General features: G+C 55.0%; 19 protein-coding genes. 3 read left to right on the top strand and 16 right to left on the bottom strand.

The features are described 5' to 3' along the window. Positions 1 to 156: 156 nt before the first annotated feature. The 9 genes from HP435_RS13335 to HP435_RS13295 form a co-directional block, all read right to left on the bottom strand. Positions 157 to 1,458 carry a sigma-54 interaction domain-containing protein gene (locus HP435_RS13335; RefSeq protein ID WP_122963471.1) on the bottom strand — a complete coding sequence of 434 codons (1,302 nt, stop codon included), beginning with the start codon at positions 1,456 to 1,458 and terminating at the stop codon, positions 157 to 159. Next, positions 1,455 to 1,700, bottom strand: a complete 246-nt coding sequence (locus HP435_RS13330; RefSeq protein WP_173595863.1) for an LPXTG cell wall anchor domain-containing protein — start codon at positions 1,698 to 1,700, stop codon at positions 1,455 to 1,457. Before HP435_RS13330 ends, HP435_RS13335 begins: the two co-directional genes overlap by 4 nt. Before the next feature lie 110 nt (positions 1,701 to 1,810). After that, positions 1,811 to 2,482, bottom strand: coding sequence for a GNAT family N-acetyltransferase (locus tag HP435_RS13325; protein WP_173595862.1), 672 nt, complete (start codon positions 2,480 to 2,482; stop codon positions 1,811 to 1,813). Between the two features lie 37 nt (positions 2,483 to 2,519). Then, positions 2,520 to 3,188, bottom strand: coding sequence for a GNAT family N-acetyltransferase (locus HP435_RS13320; RefSeq protein ID WP_173595861.1), 669 nt, complete (start codon positions 3,186 to 3,188; stop codon positions 2,520 to 2,522). Between the two features lie 26 nt (positions 3,189 to 3,214). Continuing rightward, positions 3,215 to 4,072, bottom strand: coding sequence for a carbon-nitrogen hydrolase family protein (locus HP435_RS13315; RefSeq protein WP_173595860.1), 858 nt, complete (start codon positions 4,070 to 4,072; stop codon positions 3,215 to 3,217). A 155-nt stretch (positions 4,073 to 4,227) separates the two neighbouring features. Beyond that, positions 4,228 to 5,487: a M20 family metallo-hydrolase gene (locus HP435_RS13310; protein ID WP_173595859.1), complete on the bottom strand. Its 1,260-nt coding sequence runs from the start codon at positions 5,485 to 5,487 to the stop codon at positions 4,228 to 4,230. Beyond that, positions 5,484 to 7,106 carry an amidohydrolase gene (locus HP435_RS13305; protein ID WP_173598820.1) on the bottom strand — a complete coding sequence of 541 codons (1,623 nt, stop codon included), beginning with the start codon at positions 7,104 to 7,106 and terminating at the stop codon, positions 5,484 to 5,486. The genes HP435_RS13310 and HP435_RS13305 overlap by 4 nt, the downstream gene beginning before the upstream one ends. A 45-nt stretch (positions 7,107 to 7,151) precedes the next feature. Continuing rightward, a complete protein-coding gene (locus tag HP435_RS13300; protein WP_173595857.1) occupies positions 7,152 to 8,645 on the bottom strand; it encodes a sodium:solute symporter family protein in 1,494 nt (497 codons plus the stop codon). Beyond that, complete coding sequence (locus HP435_RS13295) at positions 8,642 to 8,845, bottom strand: DUF3311 domain-containing protein (RefSeq protein WP_063227036.1); 204 nt, start codon at positions 8,843 to 8,845, stop codon at positions 8,642 to 8,644. Before HP435_RS13295 ends, HP435_RS13300 begins: the two co-directional genes overlap by 4 nt. 165 nt (positions 8,846 to 9,010) lie before the next feature. On the opposite strand from HP435_RS13295, the gene HP435_RS13290 reads away from it, so the two are divergent. Further along, positions 9,011 to 10,669 carry a PucR family transcriptional regulator gene (locus HP435_RS13290; protein ID WP_122963479.1) on the top strand — a complete coding sequence of 553 codons (1,659 nt, stop codon included), beginning with the start codon at positions 9,011 to 9,013 and terminating at the stop codon, positions 10,667 to 10,669. 40 nt (positions 10,670 to 10,709) lie between these two features. Next, complete coding sequence (locus HP435_RS13285; RefSeq protein ID WP_063227034.1) at positions 10,710 to 10,901, top strand: hypothetical protein; 192 nt, start codon at positions 10,710 to 10,712, stop codon at positions 10,899 to 10,901. Positions 10,902 to 10,976: 75 nt separating this feature from the next. Here the strand turns inward: HP435_RS13285 and HP435_RS13280 are convergent, their stop codons facing one another. The 6 genes from HP435_RS13280 to HP435_RS13255 form a co-directional block, all read right to left on the bottom strand. Continuing rightward, positions 10,977 to 12,590 carry an ABC-F family ATP-binding cassette domain-containing protein gene (locus tag HP435_RS13280; protein WP_122963480.1) on the bottom strand — a complete coding sequence of 538 codons (1,614 nt, stop codon included), beginning with the start codon at positions 12,588 to 12,590 and terminating at the stop codon, positions 10,977 to 10,979. Positions 12,591 to 13,048: 458 nt separating this feature from the next. Beyond that, entirely contained in the window at positions 13,049 to 14,164 is a 1,116-nt protein-coding gene (locus HP435_RS13275; protein WP_122963481.1) for a sulfate/molybdate ABC transporter ATP-binding protein, read from the bottom strand. Continuing rightward, positions 14,161 to 15,027, bottom strand: coding sequence for a sulfate ABC transporter permease subunit CysW (gene cysW / locus HP435_RS13270; protein WP_173595856.1), 867 nt, complete (start codon positions 15,025 to 15,027; stop codon positions 14,161 to 14,163). The genes HP435_RS13275 and cysW overlap by 4 nt, the downstream gene beginning before the upstream one ends. Before the next feature lie 12 nt (positions 15,028 to 15,039). Next, positions 15,040 to 15,876 carry a sulfate ABC transporter permease subunit CysT gene (gene cysT / locus HP435_RS13265; RefSeq protein ID WP_173598819.1) on the bottom strand — a complete coding sequence of 279 codons (837 nt, stop codon included), beginning with the start codon at positions 15,874 to 15,876 and terminating at the stop codon, positions 15,040 to 15,042. Positions 15,877 to 15,917: 41 nt separating this feature from the next. Continuing rightward, positions 15,918 to 16,985: a sulfate ABC transporter substrate-binding protein gene (locus tag HP435_RS13260; protein WP_173595854.1), complete on the bottom strand. Its 1,068-nt coding sequence runs from the start codon at positions 16,983 to 16,985 to the stop codon at positions 15,918 to 15,920. 187 nt (positions 16,986 to 17,172) lie between these two features. Then, positions 17,173 to 17,406, bottom strand: a complete 234-nt coding sequence (locus HP435_RS13255) for a hypothetical protein (protein WP_173598818.1) — start codon at positions 17,404 to 17,406, stop codon at positions 17,173 to 17,175. A 90-nt stretch (positions 17,407 to 17,496) separates the two neighbouring features. Here HP435_RS13255 and HP435_RS13250 point away from each other — a divergent pair, with 90 nt between their 5' ends. Beyond that, positions 17,497 to 17,799, top strand: coding sequence for a DUF3846 domain-containing protein (locus HP435_RS13250; RefSeq protein WP_122963651.1), 303 nt, complete (start codon positions 17,497 to 17,499; stop codon positions 17,797 to 17,799). 93 nt (positions 17,800 to 17,892) lie between these two features. On the opposite strand, the gene dut is transcribed toward HP435_RS13250, so the two are convergent. Then, positions 17,893 to 18,429: a dUTP diphosphatase gene (gene dut / locus HP435_RS13245; RefSeq protein ID WP_122963484.1), complete on the bottom strand. Its 537-nt coding sequence runs from the start codon at positions 18,427 to 18,429 to the stop codon at positions 17,893 to 17,895. Positions 18,430 to 18,447: the final 18 nt, after the last annotated feature.

The following is an 18,447-nucleotide window of genomic DNA, read 5'->3' as shown; positions in this document are numbered from 1 at the left end:
GCTTCCCTCCCTTTCCACGGGTGTGCGTATGTATGCTATGCCTTGAAAGTAAGCAACTCCCGTGCCAAGTCTTTATGTTTCAAATTTTCTGTAAATTACACAAATTTTGTTGACTCACCTGTTGCATCCAGCATCATTTCCGTTGCGTTTGCAACATTAGTTCCATTCCTCATACTTCTTCATCTTTCTCCACAGCGTCGTGCGATCCATTCCCAACATCTTCGCTGCTTCTCGCTTGTTTCCTTTTGTCGCTTCCAGAACCTTGCGAATCATCTCTTCCTCATCATCCTGCTGCTGTCTGAGCGCTTGTTTGCGGGCGAGTTTTTTGGACAGAAACTGCGTGTCTTCCAGCCGCAAGTAGTCGCTTTTGCACAACAGCACCATCCGTTCCACGACATTGCGCAGCTCGCGCACATTCCCCGGCCAGTCGTATTGCCCGAGAAAATGGTACACCGCTTCATCGACGCCTTGCAGCCGCCTGTCTCCTCGCTGTGCGATTTCCTCCATGATGGCCTCCATCAAAAGCGGGATGTCCTCCGTGCGTTCGCGCAAAGGCGGCAGCTCCAACGTCAGCACGTTCAGCCGATAGTACAGGTCGGAGCGAAACAGCTTTTCTTCCATCATCTGCTCCAGATTCCGATTCGTTGCGGCAATGATGCGCACATCGACAGGCACGATTCGCTCGCCGCTGACCCGGCGCACCTTTTTTTCCTGAAGGACGCGCAACAGCAATGCCTGAATCGTGATGGACATTTCCCCGATCTCGTCGAGAAACAGCGTGCCTCCGTGGGCCAGCTCAAACAGGCCGGGTTTCCCGCCTTTTCGCGCTCCGGTAAAAGCCCCTTCTTCGTAACCGAACAGCTCGCTCTCCAGCAGATTGCCCGGAAGCGCGGCACAGTTCACCGCGATAAACGGCCCTGTCGCTCGCTGACTGCTCAGATGAATGCCTTGGGCGAACAACTCCTTGCCTGTCCCGGACTCCCCTTGAATCAGCACAGTCGCATCCGTTCTGGCAAACGTTTCGGCCCATTCTTTCGCCTCTTGCATCGCTTTGGAATGCCCGACGATATCTTCCAGGCGGAATTTGGCTTCCAAGCCGCTTTCCATGCTTTGCTTGCGAATGCGCATCTCCATTTTTTGAATGTCCGTAATCTCTTTAAAGGTCGAGACAGCTCCGACAATCTCTCCGTTCACGACAATCGGCAGCCGATTGATAATAATTTGCCGATTCAGCACGGTAGCAATGTCACCGATTTCCTTTTTTCCGGTCGCCAAAATGCGCAACATGTCCGAGTTCGGGATGTAACGGGTTATTTTTTCGCCGACGACATGGGACGGCAACCCGAGTATTTCTGTCGCGTTCTGGTTGACCCAGATGATCGTATAGTCGTGGTCGACTGCGATGATCCCGTCATGAGAAGCATCGAGGATGGCTTGAATGTGAATGTCGCTAATCATTGGCCTGGCTCTCCTTCCTCGGCACGGTCCACGAGAGCAGCCACTTCTGCTGGCGGCCGTCTGGGCCGGCGCTTCGTTTTTCGCTTCTTTTTCCGCAAGACGAACAGGGCGAGCAGCATCAAAGCGAGCATCGCAAGCTGGATGGGCTGAGACATTTTCGCGCTGACCCAGCCGCTCATGAGCAACAGATGGAGCAGGACGGCTATGTAGAGAAGAATGGATGCGAGGTTTGGCGCATTCACTCTCTTCCCTCCTCTATGGACAATGTTGGGGGCGGTAGAAGAAAAACTCCCGTGAAGCCACGATGAATAGCCCCACAGGAGTGTCGGTTCTTGCTGTCAGATCGTTTCGTTTAGATCGGCAAAAGCTCCACGCTGTCTTTGCTTTCAAGCTCTGCGACCATGTCCAGCCAAGCTTGCGGCTTTTGCGGGAGGACGGCGTAGTAGCGCTTGAGGAAAGTGACGATCAAATCAGCTTCCAGCGTGTTTTGCTCTTCATTGGTCGGCATGAAGCCAAGGTCCAGTCCTGCGACTGCCTCCCCGTCGTTTTGCCAGGATGGATGGACGTAATGGAAATTGGTGCGCTTGTAGCCGAGATGGGACAGCACTTCGCGGCGAACGAACGGGTCCATCGGCTTGATGCCGCCGAAGCTGTGCTCTTCCACGCGGTACGGGTCGTAAATTTCCGCAAACATGCCGTACAGTTCTTTGCCGTTTTCCGCAGCGAGCGCGAGCAAGTCTTTTTGGCGCTCTCTCGCCAGGAAGCGGCCCACTCCCAGTCCTTCGCGGCCAATGATAGTGAAGTCGGTCATGGCGACGTTCATGTCCGGGTAATAACGGTATTCGGTAGCGCCTACCACTTCTCCTTCATGAACGGCCACAAACACGCGGATGGACGGGTCTTCGAGCGGTTCTTTCCACAGATCGTAGTCAAGCACTTCCTCCGGCGGGAAAACGTCCTGCATCAAGCGGTGCATGTTGGCGAACAGCGGGTTGTCGATATGTTGAATGCGTACAAATTCCATCGGTTTCGTCCTCCTGAAAAAATGATTCTTTTTTGGCTTATCGTGCCAGAAACGGATTTTTCCATTCCATCAGCACGGCGTAGTTGCGGGATTCCTCGTCTTCCAAATAATCGGCCACGATCTGCACAGGCACGCGCCCGCAGCGCATCAGAAACGTGATGACGGGGTCTTTCACTTCGCCCGAAACCACATGCTCCACGTATTGCTCTGGCGTCCATTGGTTCGCATAGCGTCCGTAGCCCGGCATTCTTCCGCCGCCGAGCAAGCGCGTCAAGCCTTTTTGCACAACCAGCTCATACATCGCCTGCATCATCAGCTGTCCCAGTCCGAGCTTGCGGTGGCTTGGCCGAATGCATATGTCCACGATGTACAAGGTGTCGCCGCCAGGATTGTGGCTCCTGATATAGCCGTCGTCCGTCACGTCCGCCCATTTGTGCTCGGGGTGCGCCGGATCGAACGACACGAGCAGCGCCGTCATTGATCCGGCCAGCACTCCGTCTACCTCAACGCAAATCGCGCCCTCGGGAAACAGCGTGATATGGTTGGTGAGCTGCTCCTGGTTCCACCACAGCTCGGATGGAAACGGCGGCGGGAAGCTCTCCGCCTGAATCTGGATCAGCTCGAAAAAGTCGGAGCGGTTGTAGTTGCGGATCACAGCCTTGCGCGGCTTGTCACCTTCAAACACATACAGCTCTTTGCGGTACATTGCCATCCTCCTTACGTGCGCTGATGCTAGTTCCAATCGGTGTACAAGTCTGTCCGGCGGTCACGCCAGGTCGTCACGGAGCCTTTTTCCCGCACTTCATACAAAAGCGACAGGTCGAGGTCGGCAGTCACGAGCATGTCGTGGTTGATCTCCCCTTCGGCAAGCACTCCGCGCGGCGGGAACGGCACATCGTTTGGCGTCAGGATCGCTGCCTGGCCAAAATTGGCGCGCATAAAGTCGACAGTCGGCAGCGAACCGATTGTGCCTGTCAGCACGACGTACACCTGATTTTCGATCGTGCGCGCGTGGCTGGTGTAGCGCACGCGATGGAAGGCGTGGCGGTCGTCTGTGCAGGACGGACAGAAAATGACATCCGCTCCGCGCGCTTTGGCAATCCGCACCCACTCTGGGAACTCGATGTCGTAGCAAATGATCATCGCGACTTTACCTTTGTCGGTTTCAAAAATTTGCAGGGAGTCGCCCGCGCCCATGTTCCAGCCTTTGACCTCCCACGGGGTGATGTGGATTTTCTTTTGCTGGCCGACTCGGCCATCCGGGTAGAACAGAAAAGCCGTGTTGTACAGCTTGCCATTCTCCTCGATGATGTGCGTGCCCCCGATCAGGTGCATGTTGTACTTGGCCGCCAAGGAAGAAAACAGCTGGACGTACCGCTCGGTGAACGAAGGCAGCGCGGTAATCGGCAAAGCGCGTCCCTGCTCATCGCCAATGGACATCAGCTGGGTGGTGAACAGCTCGGGAAACAGCAGAAACTCGGTTTCGTACTCATCGGCGTTGCGAACGTAGTGCTCGACCTGATTCGCAAAATCTGCAAAACTATGTATCGTGTGCAAGTGGTACTGCACAGCGGAAACGCGCATTTTCATTGCATTCTTCCTTCCTGTTTTCTTATCCTTAAAATATATCAAAAACGATCGGCAAAGTCTTCCTTTCCATGCGCCGCAAAGGTTTCGCTTCACGAAAAGTCGCCTGCCAGTGGATCGGCAGGCGATTTTTTGTGCGGCCGCGGCGCGGTGTCCGTCTAGCTGCTCGCGCTCATGCGCAGCGCCGTTTGGTACAGCAGCTCTGTCCCGAGCGCGATATCCTCGTAGGTGGAAAACTCTTGCGGGTTATGGCTGATTCCGTCTTTGCAGCGGACAAAAATCATCCCGTAGTCGCATACGTACGATAACGCCAGGGCGTCGTGAAACGGGCCGCTCATCAATTCCCGCGGCTCTAGGCCGAGTGCGCGGCTCTCTTCGTGCATGATCGCCTTGATCCAGTCCGCACAGTAGCGAGGGTCGCTGTTCGTATCTTCGGTAATCGTGTATTGCAGGCCGCCTTCTTCTGCTGCCGTCGCGATCGCCTCGCGCAGCGCCTTTTCCCGATCGTCGCGCCGGGCCAGGTCGATGTCGCGCAAATCGACGGAAAAACGCACGCGCTCCGGGATGATGTTGCGCGAATCAGGAAACACCTGCAAATGCCCTACCGTGCCGACAGTAGGCGCCGCAGGGTCGAGCTTCGCCAGCTCATTGACCGCGAGAATGACCTTCGCTGCGCCGACCAAGGCGTCTTTTCGCATCGGCATGGGCACCGATCCGGCATGTCCGGCAAAGCCCGTCAGCTCCACCGTCCACCAGAGCGGGCCGGAGATCCCGGAGACAATGCCGATCGGCTCGTCTGCGCCATCGAGCACAGGGCCTTGCTCGATATGCAGCTCCAGGTAAGCCCCGATGCTGCCTTCCGGATAGACAGATTCGGCCAACCGATCCGGGTCGCAGCCAAAGGCGACGAGCGCTTCCCTGCGTGTCACGCCATCTTTGTCGGCTCGCGCCAAATCTTCCTCAGCCCATTGTCCCAAAATTCCTTTTGATCCGAACAAGCCTTTTTGAAACCGACAGCCTTCCTCGTCGCAAAACGCGACCACTTCGATCGGTTGCTGCGGCACGATCCCTTGTTCGCGCATCGTCTGCACGGCTTCCAGAGCGCCCAACACGCCGATCACGCCGTCGAATCTGCCGCCGTACGGTTGGGAGTCGATGTGCGAGCCGATCATCAGCACAGGCGCTTCCGGGCTTTTCCCCGCCATTCGCCCGATCAGGTTGCCAAAATGATCCACCCTGGCAGCAAGTCCCGCTTCCTCCATCCACGAGCGCACCAAGTCCACCCCTGCCCGATCCTCTGTGGACAAAGCCAGCCGACATACGCCCGTCTCGCCGATTTTGCCGATTTGGGCCAGCGCCTCGATCCGTTTGCGCAATCGTTCTGCGTTGATCGCAAGCGTCCTCGCTTTTTCATTCATGACTGGATAACCTCCTCGTCTTGTCTTTGGTAAACCAGCTTGCCGTCGATCATCGTCTGTTCGACCTTCAGTTCCTTGATCCGGTCATGCGGAGTGGCGAGAATATTGCCGCTGAGCACGACGAGATCAGCCAGCTTGCCAGGTTCGATGCTGCCTTTTTGCCCTTCCTCAAAGCTGGCGTACGCCCCGTTCCAGGTGAACATGCGGATCGCTTCCGGCACACTCACTCGCTGGTTGGCTCCCACCGATTGGCCCGATTTGCTCTGGCGGTTGACCGCCGCATGAATCCCGATCAGCGGGTTAAAATCGGTAACAGGGCTGTCCGAAGCGCCTGCGGCCACGATTCCGCACGCAAACTGATCCTTGGCCGGGAACATGTGGCGAACCCGCTCCCCGATATTTCGCACGTACGAATCGCCATGGTCGTAAATAAACGCCGGGTTCGGGATCGGCACGACACCGAGTTTCGCCATCCGCGCAAGCAAGTCAGGAGAAGAGACGCCTGCATGCTCGATCCGGTGGCGGTGATTTTCGCGCGGATGGGCAGCGAGAGCGGCTTCGAAGCAAGTGAGCAGCATGTCAATCGCACGATCTCCCTGTGCATGGGCAGTAATCTGGAACCCTTTTGCATGGGCCTCTCCCAAAATCGTATTCAACTCGTCCTGCTCATAGTAGAGGATTCCGCAATCGTCGGGGCGACTGGTGAACGGCTCGCGCATCGCCATCGTCGGCGCAATGCTCGCTCCATCTGTGAAAATTTTCGCCGGGCCGATGCGAAAGCGCTCATCGCCAGTACCCGTCACCATTCCCGCGTCGATCATCCGCCGCACAAATTCCTCCGACTGGTTCAACGAGCAGACGATGGCGTAGATGCGCACCTTGACGTCTCCGGCGAGCACCGCCTTTTGCATCGCCCGGAAGTTTTCAGGGCCATACCCGCCCGCGTCGTGTATGCTGGTGATTCCTGCCGCCACAAAGTCTTCCGAAGCCAGCCGCAGCCCTTCCCTGTATTCCGCTTCGGAAAAGGCAGCCTGCTCGAACATTTTCATGTGTGCCGTCTCGACCAAAAAGCCTGTCAGGTTCCCACGCTCATCGCGGTCAATCCGTCCGCCCTGCGGGTCAGGCGTGTGCCGATCGTAGCCGGCAAGCGCCAGTGCCCTGCTGTTGACCACGCTGTGATGGGCGCAAGTGCGCATGACAAAAATCGGATGATCGGTCGAGACGTCGTCCAGCTCGGCCAAAGTGGGATAGCGCTGCTCTGCCATCCCGTTTTCATCGAATCCGCACGCTCGCACCCACTCGCCCGCCGGGGTTTTTTGCGCCTGCTCTTTGAGTGCGGCGAGCAGTTCGTCAATCGAGCGAATGCCGCGCGCCTTGCAGTCCACCCCCAATTTGTTCGTGCCGTAAATCGTCATGTGCAAATGCGCGTCAATAAAGCCTGGCAAAAGGCTTTTGCCTTGCAGATCGATCACGTTTGTCTGCGGGGTGATCCAGCGCTTGATCTCCTCCGTCGTTCCGACCGCGACAATGCGGTTCTCTCTGACAGCTACCGCCTCTGCGATCCGATTGTTTGCATCCACTGTCACTACATGTCCATTGAGAAACACCGTTTCTGCCATTTCATTTCCTCCTTTTTGTCGTCAGCCGTGTTTGGGCCTTTTGCTTTATTTGAACGTAGGCGTTCCTTCCGTATTGGCCGCCTGCTGTCCGTTGACGAACAGCGGTTTGGTGATAAGCGTCACGCCGAACATCACGACGATGTTCACCAGCAGCGCCACGACCCCGATGTTCAGATCCTGGATGACGGAAGGCCAGTGCGGAAACAGCGTCGCGAGCGTCGCCTGCGAGACCGTCGTATAGGCGACCGTCAACACTCCGGCTGCAATTCCGGCAAACGCCCCGTATTTATTGACGAGCGGCTGTTTGCCCAAGCTGAACAGCAAAGCGGGAAACAACTGGGTCACCAGACTGTAGCCCATCAACAGCAAGGTGACGAGCGTGTCTCCGCCGCTGAGCGTAAAGTACAGCGAGATGAGCGACAAAACCGGAACGAGCAGCTTGGCGACTTTGGCGATCTGGACATCCGAGGTGGCTGGCGCCATGACTTTGTAGACGTTTTTCGCCAAAAGGGTCGCTCCCGTCATCAGCAGCATCGAGCCTGGAACGAGAGCCGTCAGCAGCCCAGCCGCGCCGATGATGCCGACGATCCACGGGTCAAACGTCTTCAGCGACAAACGCAAAAGCGATAAATCCCCATCTGCCCCTTTCAAGCCGGGCACTTGCAAAATCGCCGTAAAGCCGACGAAGAACACAAACAGCAGCATCAAGGTGTACAGCGGAAGCATGATCGTATTTTTGCGGAACACGTTTTCGTTTTTGGCGGAAAACACGGAACCGAACGTGTGCGGCCACATGTAAAAACCAAAAACCGTGATGAGTACGGTAGAAATATACCAGGAGGTGCTAAGCCCTTCTGTCGGGAAGGTCAAAAAGCCCGGATTAGCCGCATGCACGGCTGCAAACATCGGCTGGATGCCACCGTAATAGTGATACGGCAAATAAATCCCGAGAAAAATGACCACGAAAAAAATCATGATGTCTTTGATCGCCGCCGTCCAGGCCGAGCCGTGGATGCCGGAGAGCATGACGTAGATGGTAACGGCAATGACTCCGAGCCAGACAGCGGCTGCTGGCGAGATCGTGCCGTACGAGGCTTCGGAAACGATGATGCCCAGCCCTTTGAATTGCAGCACGAGGTAAGGAATGATCGCGATCACGCCAACGGCGGCGACGAGAATCCCCAGCATCGGGCTGTTGTACTTGCTCACGAAAAAATCGGATTGGGAAACGAGCTTGTGCTCTTTGGCATAGCGCCAGATCGGGGGCAACAGCCAGTAGGAGATGACGTAGGCAAGCGAAATGTAGGACAGGACGTAGTAAGACGGCGCTCCTTTGGAGTAAGCCCAGCCGCTCCCTCCGAGGAAGGTGAACGTCGTGTAAATCTCCCCGGCGACCAGCAGGAAAATAAAGATCGAGCCAAACCCTCTGCCGCCTACTGTCCATTGCTCCATGTTCATGTCTTTGCCTTGGCGTGCGCGAATCCCGGAGTAGAACGACAGCAGCAGGAAGGCAAAAATGATCAGCAGAGCAATGTTCATGATGAACTCTCCTCCTCTTTTGTAGCCGGATCGAGTTGATGGATGACCGCCATAATGACAGAAGTCAGTACAACCCACAGGACAATCCAGAACAAGACAAAAGGCATGCCCAGCACATAAGGCTCCACCCGGTTCACAAACGGCACTCCGCCAAGCATGCCGATAAACGGCACGACTCCAAGCCAATCTCTTGCTTTCATGCAGATCCCCCTGTTTACTCGATTTGTCCCATTGCCTGCGCGCGCTTTGGACATGTACTCTATTATTATCGAAAAATTCAATTTTCTCCTTTGTCCTGCTGACCAGAAAACAGCGCGTTCTTTTGTTTATTGAGCCAAAAGCATTGAAAGACGGAGGGAAATGGCGTGATAACAGTCCGTGAACTGATCGAAGTTGGAGGCTTTACGAAAGCATCCGTGCTTGCCGGGGAAGACTTTCTCGACAAAGAACTGCTTGGGGTTACCTCGTTTGACTCGCCGGATGGACACAGATGGCTGCGCGCAGGCGAATTTGTGCTGACGACAGGCTTTCCTTTTCTGATCCGCCAAAATACGTGTGAAGCTACCTTGATTCAATTGATCGACGAGTTGGCTGCCATCGGAACGCCTGGTCTGGCGATCAAACTCGGCCGCTACATGGCGAGCGTGCCTGCTGCCGTCCTCGCCCACGCCGCGAAAAGGCAAATGCCGATTTTGTCCTTTCCGATGGATAAAGCGTGGTCGGACGTCATCGTGCCTGTCACGCAGTACATCAACGACAAACAGCGCCTTGAGCTGAATCGCACACATGCGATCTACGAGCGGTTTCACCTGCATCTGACTGCCAATGATCCGGTGTCCAAGCTCGCGGCACTGCTCGCAGACTTGCTGCAAACGCCGATCAGCATCGAAGTGCCGAGCCTGAGATGGAAGTGGGCCGCTTCGCCTGACGCTCCCCCTGGCGGCTTTGGCTTTGCAACCGACGAGGGGCACGACATCCCGCTCGGACAAGCCGCTTCGCCTTCCATGCTGAAAAATCCGCTCGTCAAAAGGGCAGATGGCCGTCACGTGCGCTGGCTGCTTCAGGAGCGGAACGTACAAGGCGCGATCTGCACCGGAATCATCGAACGAGATTTATACGCCTGGGAAAAAGTCGCGATCGAGCAAAGCGCCGCCCTGTTGTCGCTGGAAATCGAGCGGCAGCGTTCCGTAAACGAGACGTACCAGCGGTTTCGCAATGACTTTTTGCAGCTGTTGCTAAGCGATCAGATGCACGCGCGAGACGTGCTCACGCGCAAAGCGGATGAGGTAGGCTGGAAGCTCGCCGATCACTACACGGTCGCTGTTCTCGGCGTCTCCCCTCTGGAGCGGACAGGGATCGAGAACTGGAACGACAACCGCGACTTGCTTTTGGCTCTGACTCCTTCCCTGTCCGCCCTTGATGACGCCATTTTGCTGGGACTCGATCAGCAAAACCGCATCGTGCTGCTGATCCCGACAGCCAGTGGCTCTAGTGATTCCACTGCTTGCCTGACCAGCACCAAACAAGTTCTCGCTGCTTTGCTCGCTTTTTCGTGGCAACAGCGCGTGTTTGTCGGCCTGGGGCGGTTTCACGCCGGACACACGGGCATTGCTGCCAGCTATCGCGAGGCGCAAATCAGCTTTCGTGCGGCGATGCGCGGGCTTGATGCCAAGGCAGCAGCGAATACCACCATCGTCGCTTTTCACGACCTCGGGCTGGAGCGCATCCTGTTTGCCGAGCAGCCGGACAGAGAGGCACGCTTGCTCGCTCAGGAATACTTGGACAAAATCAACGAATACGATCGCGAAAAAAACGGGCAACTGCTGGATACGCTTCACATCTTTTTGCAAGTGGACGGCAATCACGCAGAAGCGGCGTCACGGCTGTACGTGCATAAAAATACGATCAAATATCGGCTGGCGCTCATTCGCGAACTGACGGGCTTAAACCCGGATCACGGCCATGACTTGCTGTTGCTGCGCATCGCCATGACAGTGCAATCGATTGGTTTTGCCAAAGGCTAAGCTGGTATAATGGCAACAGAGCGACTTAGGGGGAATGTAGATGGATGAGTGGCTGAACAAGCCGGTTAAGACGAAGGAACGGCCCAAAAAGCGAGGAATCGTCGAATACATAGATGATCAGTACATCGTTGTTTTCTTTACGTTGCCGCGCAAGGAACGCGTCATTTTTTCGAGCAAGGAAGCTTTTTTGAACAAAATCGAGTTCGTCGAAGAAGCAGCACCCCCGAACTGACCCACGCAAAAAATCCCGTGTCTGGCATCTGACTACTGCCTTTGACACGGGATTTTTTATGGAAACAAGCAGGTTTTACGCGTAGTGTTCGTCGCGAAGACGCTTGATCTCGTCGCTTTCGAGGTACTCGTCATACGTCATCATCTTGTCGATAACGCCTTTCGGAGTGAACTCGATGATGCGGTTGGCGATCGTTTGTACGAACTGGTGGTCATGGGAAACGAACAGCAAGGTTCCGTCGAAATCGATCAAGCCGTTGTTCAAGGCTGTGATGGATTCCAAGTCCAAGTGGTTCGTCGGCTCATCCATGATCAGGACGTTTGCGCTCGCCAGCATCATTTTGGACAGCATGCAGCGAACTTTTTCGCCTCCGGACAGCACGTTTGCTTTTTTCAGCGCTTCGTCGCCGGAGAACAGCATGCGGCCGAGGAAGCCGCGGATGAACGTTTCATCCTGCTCTTTCGAGTATTGACGGAGCCAATCCACGAGACTCAGCTCGGAGTTGAAGTATTCAGCGTTGTCTTTCGGGAAGTACGCTTGCGAAGTCGTTACGCCCCATTCGAAAGAACCGCTGTCTGCCTGTACTTCGCCCATCAAAATTTGGAAGAAAGTCGTTTTTGCCAGCTCGTTTGGTCCGACAAACGCTACTTTGTCTCCCTTGTTGATGACAAGGTGCAAGTTTTCAAACAGCTTCTCGCCTTCGACTGTCTTGCTCAAGCCTTCGATGGCAAGCAAATTTTTGCCTGCTTCGCGCTCCGGCTTGAAGTTGATGAACGGATATTTACGGCTGGACGGACGAATGTCTTCCAGTGTAATTTTTTCCAACAGCTTTTTCCGCGAGGTCGCTTGCTTCGACTTGGAAGCGTTGGCGGAGAAACGCGCGATAAACTCCTGGAGTTCCTTCATCTTCTCTTCTTTTTTCTTGTTCTGATCGCGAACCATCTTCAGCGCCAATTGGCTGGACTCGTACCAGAAGTCGTAGTTCCCCACGTACATTTGAATCTTGCCGAAGTCGATATCCGCAATGTGCGTGCACACTTTGTTCAGGAAGTGACGGTCATGGGATACGACAATGACGGTGTTCTCATAATCGGCGAGGAAGTTTTCCAGCCAGCGAATCGACTCGATATCCAAGTGGTTCGTCGGCTCGTCCAGGAGCAGGATGTGCGGGTTGCCAAACAGCGCTTGCGCGAGCAATACCCGTACTTTTTCCGTACCGGACAGGTCTTTCATCAGCTTGTCGTGCAGGTCTGTCGGGATGCCCAAACCGATCAAAAGGCTCGCTGCATCTGCTTCCGCCATCCAGCCGTTCAGCTCTTCAAATTCCCCTTCCAGTTGGGAGGCACGGTTGCCGTCCGCTTCGGAGAAGTCTTCTTTCATGTAGAGCGCAGTCTTTTCTTCCATGATCTCATAGAGGCGCTTGTGGCCCATGATGACCGTTTTCAAAACTTCATACTCGTCAAACTCGAAGTGGTTCTGTTTCAACACAGCGATACGCTCGCCTGGTGTCACCGAAACGTGTCCGCTTGTCGGCTCGATCTCTCCGGAGAGGATTTTGACAAACGTAGACTTCCCGGCACCGTTCGCACCGATGAGGCCGTAGCAGTTACCAGGGGTAAACTTAATCGATACATCTTCAAACAGTGCGCGTTTGCCGTAGCGCAGCGTCACGTTCTGAGTGCTTATCATCGTCGCAATACCTGCCTTTTTTGAATCGTTCAAACACTTATCTTATCAGAGATAGCTGCATTTTGCAAAAAATATCGGGCGAAAACGCCGCGCGCTTCTCCGGCGTCGGCCGACAAATACGTGACAATCTCCCCTCCTCCACCTTGTCTATTTTACCAGAAAATCCCTGATAAATAAAAATCAGGGCGCTCGGGCACATTATGTGATGTCTCTGTATCTCGAGCGAGGGAGGTTGGGGTTATGTCCAAGAAAAACGGTGTGAAAAATGAGATGGGAAACAAGGAAAATCCTTCGCAAACCAGATCTTCCACTACTGTAGGCAAAGAAGAAACCCGCTCCAAGCAGCGCGGCGAGTAAAATTCGTTGAGGTTCGTTTCCTCACACAAAAACCAGTCTGCTGATGAGTAAACGGCAGACTGGTTTTTGCCATGACGAATGGCGGAGTGCGAAGCGCGAAATCAAACGGTGACGTGAACGGGAGTCAAGGCAGGTGTCGGTACAGATTGCAGTTCGGATTCCACGTAGATGGACAAATTGTTCAGCGTGACATACACGACGTCGCCTTCTTCCACGAGAAGTTCGAGGAAGCGCTGCCGGCCCATCTCCGCTTCAAACACTTCTTTCGTATCGAGGCGTCTCAACTCCAGACGCACGAGCGGGCCGAGCAGCGTAATCCGCTCGATATGCGCCTGAACAGCCGTAGCGGCAGCTGATTGTGGCGGATGCAGCGACACTTCCGCATCATGCGGACGCATGTAGCCGATCGCCGGGCCTTCGCTGACACCTTGCTCTGCTGTGAACTCCGCCTCGCCCAGTTTGATCCGCCCGTTTTGAATGCGTCCGCGAAACAGATTGACGCGCCCCAGGAAGCTGTACACAAACGGGTTGGCTGGCTTGAGATAAATTTCTTCGGGAGAACCGACCTGCTCGACGCGCCCTTCGTTCATGACGACGACGCGATCAGCCAGCTCCATCGCCTCTTCCTGGTCGTGGGTGACGAACAAAATCGTCAAGCCGAGCTTTCCATGCAAGTGCCGCAACCAACGCCGCAACTCCTGTCTGACTTTTGTATCCAAGGCGCCAAACGGTTCATCCAGCAGCAAAAACTTCGGCTCGACCGCAAGCGCTCTTGCCAACGCCACGCGCTGACGCTGCCCCCCGGACAGCTGCGACGGATAGCGGTGCGCCAGCCCTTCCAATTGCACGAGCCTGAGCAATGAATGCACTTTTTCGCGAATTTCTTCCTTGCTCGGTCTGGTTTTGCGTGAACGAACCGTCAACCCGAACGCGATGTTGTCAAAAATGTTCATGTGCCGAAACAAGGCGTAATGCTGAAAGACGAAGCCGACTTTGCGCTCGCGGACATCGCGGTTCGTATTGTCCTCGCCGTTGAACAGGATGCTTCCTTGCTGCGCCTGTTCCAGCCCGGCAATCAGCCGGAGCAAGGTCGTTTTGCCTGAACCGGAAGGCCCCAGAAGCGCAACCAGCTCCCCTTCGGGTATGTGCAGATTGACATTTTCCAGCGCGGTAAAATTTTTATACGACTTGGTAATGTTGACAACTTCTATGCTCATCCTGCTTTCTCCCCTGACGCGTCAAAGTAATAATCCTCTTCCGCCTTGGACTTCCGCTCGGTTTTCCATTCGATCAAGCTTTTTAGCACCAGCGTGACCAGCGCCAGCACAGCGAGCAGCGTTGCGACGGCAAACGCAGCGGCGAACTGGTACTCGTTGTACAAAATCTCCACGTGCAACGGCAGCGTATTGGTCATGCCGCGAATATGGCCGGAGACGACCGATACCGCGCCAAACTCCCCCATCGCCCTGGCGTTGCAGAGGATCACACCGTACAAAATCCCCCATTTGACGTTTGGCAGCGTGACGCGCCAAAACGTTTTCCAGCCGCTCGCTCCCAGCGATACAGCCGCTTCCTCCTCGTCTTTGCCCTGCGCTTCCATCACCGGAATCAGCTCGCGGGCCACGAACGGAAACGTCACAAAAGTCGTCGCAAGCACGATCCCGGGCACCGCGAAAATGATTTTCAGATCAAACGCAGCCAGCCATGGCGCAGCAACCCCCTGACTGCCGAACAACAGGACGAAAATCAGCCCGGCGATGACTGGCGACACGGCGAAAGGCAGATCAATCAGCGTAAGCAACACATTTTTGCCGCGAAACGAAAACTTGGCAATCGCCCAAGCGGCGGCAATCCCAAACGTGACGTTCAGCGGTACGCTAATCGCCGCTACGAGCAAGGTCAATTTGACCGCAGACAGCGTTTCCGGCTCGGCAATCGCAGCCAGAAAAACACCCGCCCCTTGCTTGAACGCCTCAGTGAACACGGCGATCAGCGGCAAAATGAGAAACAGGCCCAAAAACAGAAAAGCGACTGCGATCAGGCTCCAGCGAACGTAGGCTGGCTCGGTTACATGTTTCATTTGTCCCACCTCCTATCGTGCCGCATCGAACTTGTTGATTCGCCATTGCAAGTAGTTAATGAGCAGAAGCATGACAAACGATGCGACGAGCATGACGGTTGCAATGGCGGTAGCTCCCGCGTAATCGAACTGCTCCAGCTTGGTCATGATCAAAAGCGGCACGATTTCCGTCTTGAGCGGCATGTTTCCGGAGATAAAGACGACAGAGCCGTATTCGCCAAGCGCCCGGGCAAAAGCGAGGGCAAAGCCCGTAATGATCGCCGGCAGCAAATGCGGCAAAATGACGCGGGTAAACGTGGCAAACCGCGTGGCTCCCAGCGTCGCAGCCGCTTCCTCCATCTGCAAGTCCCAGTCCTGCAAGACAGGCTGCACGGTTCGCACGACAAACGGCAGCCCGATAAAGGTCAAAGCAACCCAGATGCCGATCGGCGTATACGCCACTTTTACGCCCCACTCGGCCAAATACTGCCCGATCCAGCCGTTTTCGGCGTAGATGGAGGTGAGCGTAATCCCGCCTACCGCTGTCGGCAAGGCGAAAGGCAGATCGACGATTCCGTCAATGATCCGCTTGCCAAAAAAATCGTACCGGGTCAACACCCAGGCGACCAGTACACCGAATACCGCATTGACACAAGCGGCGAAAAAAGACGTGAGAATGCTGACGCGAATCGATGCGATCACCCTCGGATCGAGGATCGTTCCCACGAATTGCTCCCAGCTCATGGTAGTGGCCTTCAAAAAAAGGACGGACAGGGGGATTAATACCAAGAGGCTCAAGTAGATGATGGTATAGCCCATCGTCATGCCAAAGCCCGGCAGGAACCCCCTGCGCAAAAATGATTTTCTCATGGAGCTAACTCCTCTGATGGCAGGATAGGTTATGGACTGGATTACGGTTTGTACAGCTGATCAAAGACGCCTTGGTCGGAGAAGTGCGTTTGTTGAGCTTTTGTCCAGCCGCCAAAAAGTTCATCTATTGTGAACATTTCGATTTCAGGAAACGCAGGCGTATGCGCTTTGAGCACTTCCGCGGAACGTGGGCGATAGTAATGCTTCGCCGCAATTTCCTGCCCTTTTTTCGTGTACAGGAATTGCAAGTAGGCGTCGGCGACTTCTTTTGTCTTGTGCTTTTCCGCATACTTGTCGACGACGGTCACCGGAGGTTCTGCCAGGATGCTGAGAGACGGATTGACGATTTCGAATTTGTCTTTGCCCAGCTCGTTCACAGCCAAGTACGCTTCATTTTCCCAGGCGATCAGCACGTCGCCAATCCCGCGCTCGACAAACGTCGTCGTCGATCCGCGCGCTCCCGAATCGAGCACAGGCACGTTTTTAAACAAGGCTCCCACGAACTCTTTTGCCTTGGCTTCGTCACCGCCATTTTTCTTCAGGGCGTATCCCCATGCGGCGAGGTAGTTCCATCTGGCGCCACCGGAAGTTTTCGGGTTCGGCGTGATGACGGAGATGCCCGGTTTGACCAGATCATCCCAATCTTTGATCTGCTTCGGGTTGTCTTTGCGCACGAGAAAAACGATGGTAGACGTGTAGGGAGAGCTGTTTTCCGGAAGCTTTTTTTGCCAGTCTGCCGCAATCAGTCCCTGCTCGGCGATCGCGTCGATGTCGTACGCCAAAGCCAATGTCACCACGTCCGCTTCCAAACCGTCGATGACGGATCGGGATTGCTTGCCGGAGCCGCCGTGCGACTGCTTAACGTTGAGCGTCTGTCCGGTTTTCGCCTTCCACTCCTGGGCAAATTCCGCATTGACTTCCTGATAAAATTCTCTAGTCGGGTCATACGAGACGTTCAGCAGCTCGACGGTCTGTGAGCCGCCCGCTTCCCCGCTCCCGTTTGTCCCTGTTCCTTGCGACGCAGCCGAGCATCCTCCCAAAGCGATAGCTACGGCAACGATCCCGATGCGTTGCAGGATGGATTGAATATTGCCCTTTGTGGTGTTCATACTGGTGACCTTCACTCCCCGTTTTTAATCTATACTATTTTACTCGGAATACTTAGTTATCTACGATTATACCTGCCTTTTTATCGCTGTCAATCATATTCCCATCCACTTTATGCCCACTAGCTGGGCGAGGTGAGAAACGGCGGCGCAAAAAAGACGTATGGCGTGTGGCTGTACGTTCGTTTAGCTACTCGGTAAGCAGGGGGAGCAGCTTCCGAATGCCAGTGATTTGCTCCCCGCTGTCGTTGTTTCGCATCTCGCTATCGGTTTTCCGCTTCGCACACCGTTTTTTCGCTTCTCGTTGCCATTCTCCACTTCGCGCCACCGTTTTTTCGATTCTCGCTGCTGTTTTTCCGCTTCGCACCACCGTTTTTTCGCTTCTCGCCGCCTTTTTGCCCTTCCGCACTGCCGCTTTTTCCATCCGCTCGCAACATATTCCGCGCAATCCCAGCCAACACTCTCGCGCATTTTTTGGCTTTCGGTTATGATGGGACAAAAGGAGTGAATGATCGTGATCACCGTTTATGTCAAACGTCCGCATGAGGACGCAACGATTGCCGAAATTGCCGATACGGATGCTTTATCCGAGCTGGTCGATGGGGATTTTGAAGTGGTGACGGACGACCATCTGGAAGGGATCTCGCTGATCGTGAATGAAGATGGACGAGGTGTATTGGCCAACAATTTTCCGATTACCGCAGACGGCTACCTCGACTGGGTATATGGCCCGTGTGTGTTCGTCAAGGCAGACGGCCGTTCTCTTAGCGAGGACGACATTCGTGTCATCGACCAGTTTCTCGCCGCCAAAAAATAGCAGCTGCCAAAAACAAAAAGACCCCTCCTCCGTCAGCGCATGTGTCTCGCACACTTGCTCGGAGTGAGGGGTCTGTTCTTTTTTAGGGCTGTCTTATCCGTTAATGCCGCTGCTGCCGAAGCCGCCAGCGCCTCTCTCAGTCTCATCCAGCTCGTCTACCACTTCGAAACGGGCAACAGGCACGACACCGATTACGCCTTGCGCGACGCGGTCGCCTTTTTTGATGAAATAGCTGTGAGAATCCACTTCTGTGTCTACCGTCACTTCTTTTTCTCCCGCATCGAGGCAAACGTTGCCGATCTTGCCGGACGGAATGCGGATGTTTTCCATCAAGACGCACACTTCTCCGCGGTATCCCGCATCGATCGTGCCCGGAGCGTTCGGCAGGCGCAGTTTTGTTTTCGCGCCAATGCCGGAGCGCGGACGCACTTGCAGCTCGTAGCCCTCTGGCAGTGCAAAAGCAAGTCCGGTCGGGATTTTGACGGTTTGCCCCGGAGCAATCAACACGTCTTCGACGGCAACGAGGTCAAATCCCGCGTCCAAGGCACGGGCGTATTGGGGAATGACTGCCTCCGGGTGCAGTTTTTTTAGTTTGACCTGGGCAACCAGGCGATCATTTGTCTGATTCATCAAAAGTCTCTCCTCATC

Origin of the sequence: Brevibacillus sp. HD3.3A, assembly GCF_013284375.2 — a bacterium.
Classification (GTDB): Bacteria; Bacillota; Bacilli; order Brevibacillales; family Brevibacillaceae; genus Brevibacillus; species Brevibacillus parabrevis.
Note: the sequence above shows the minus strand (reverse complement) of the source record. Positions and strands in the feature narration are given on the sequence as shown.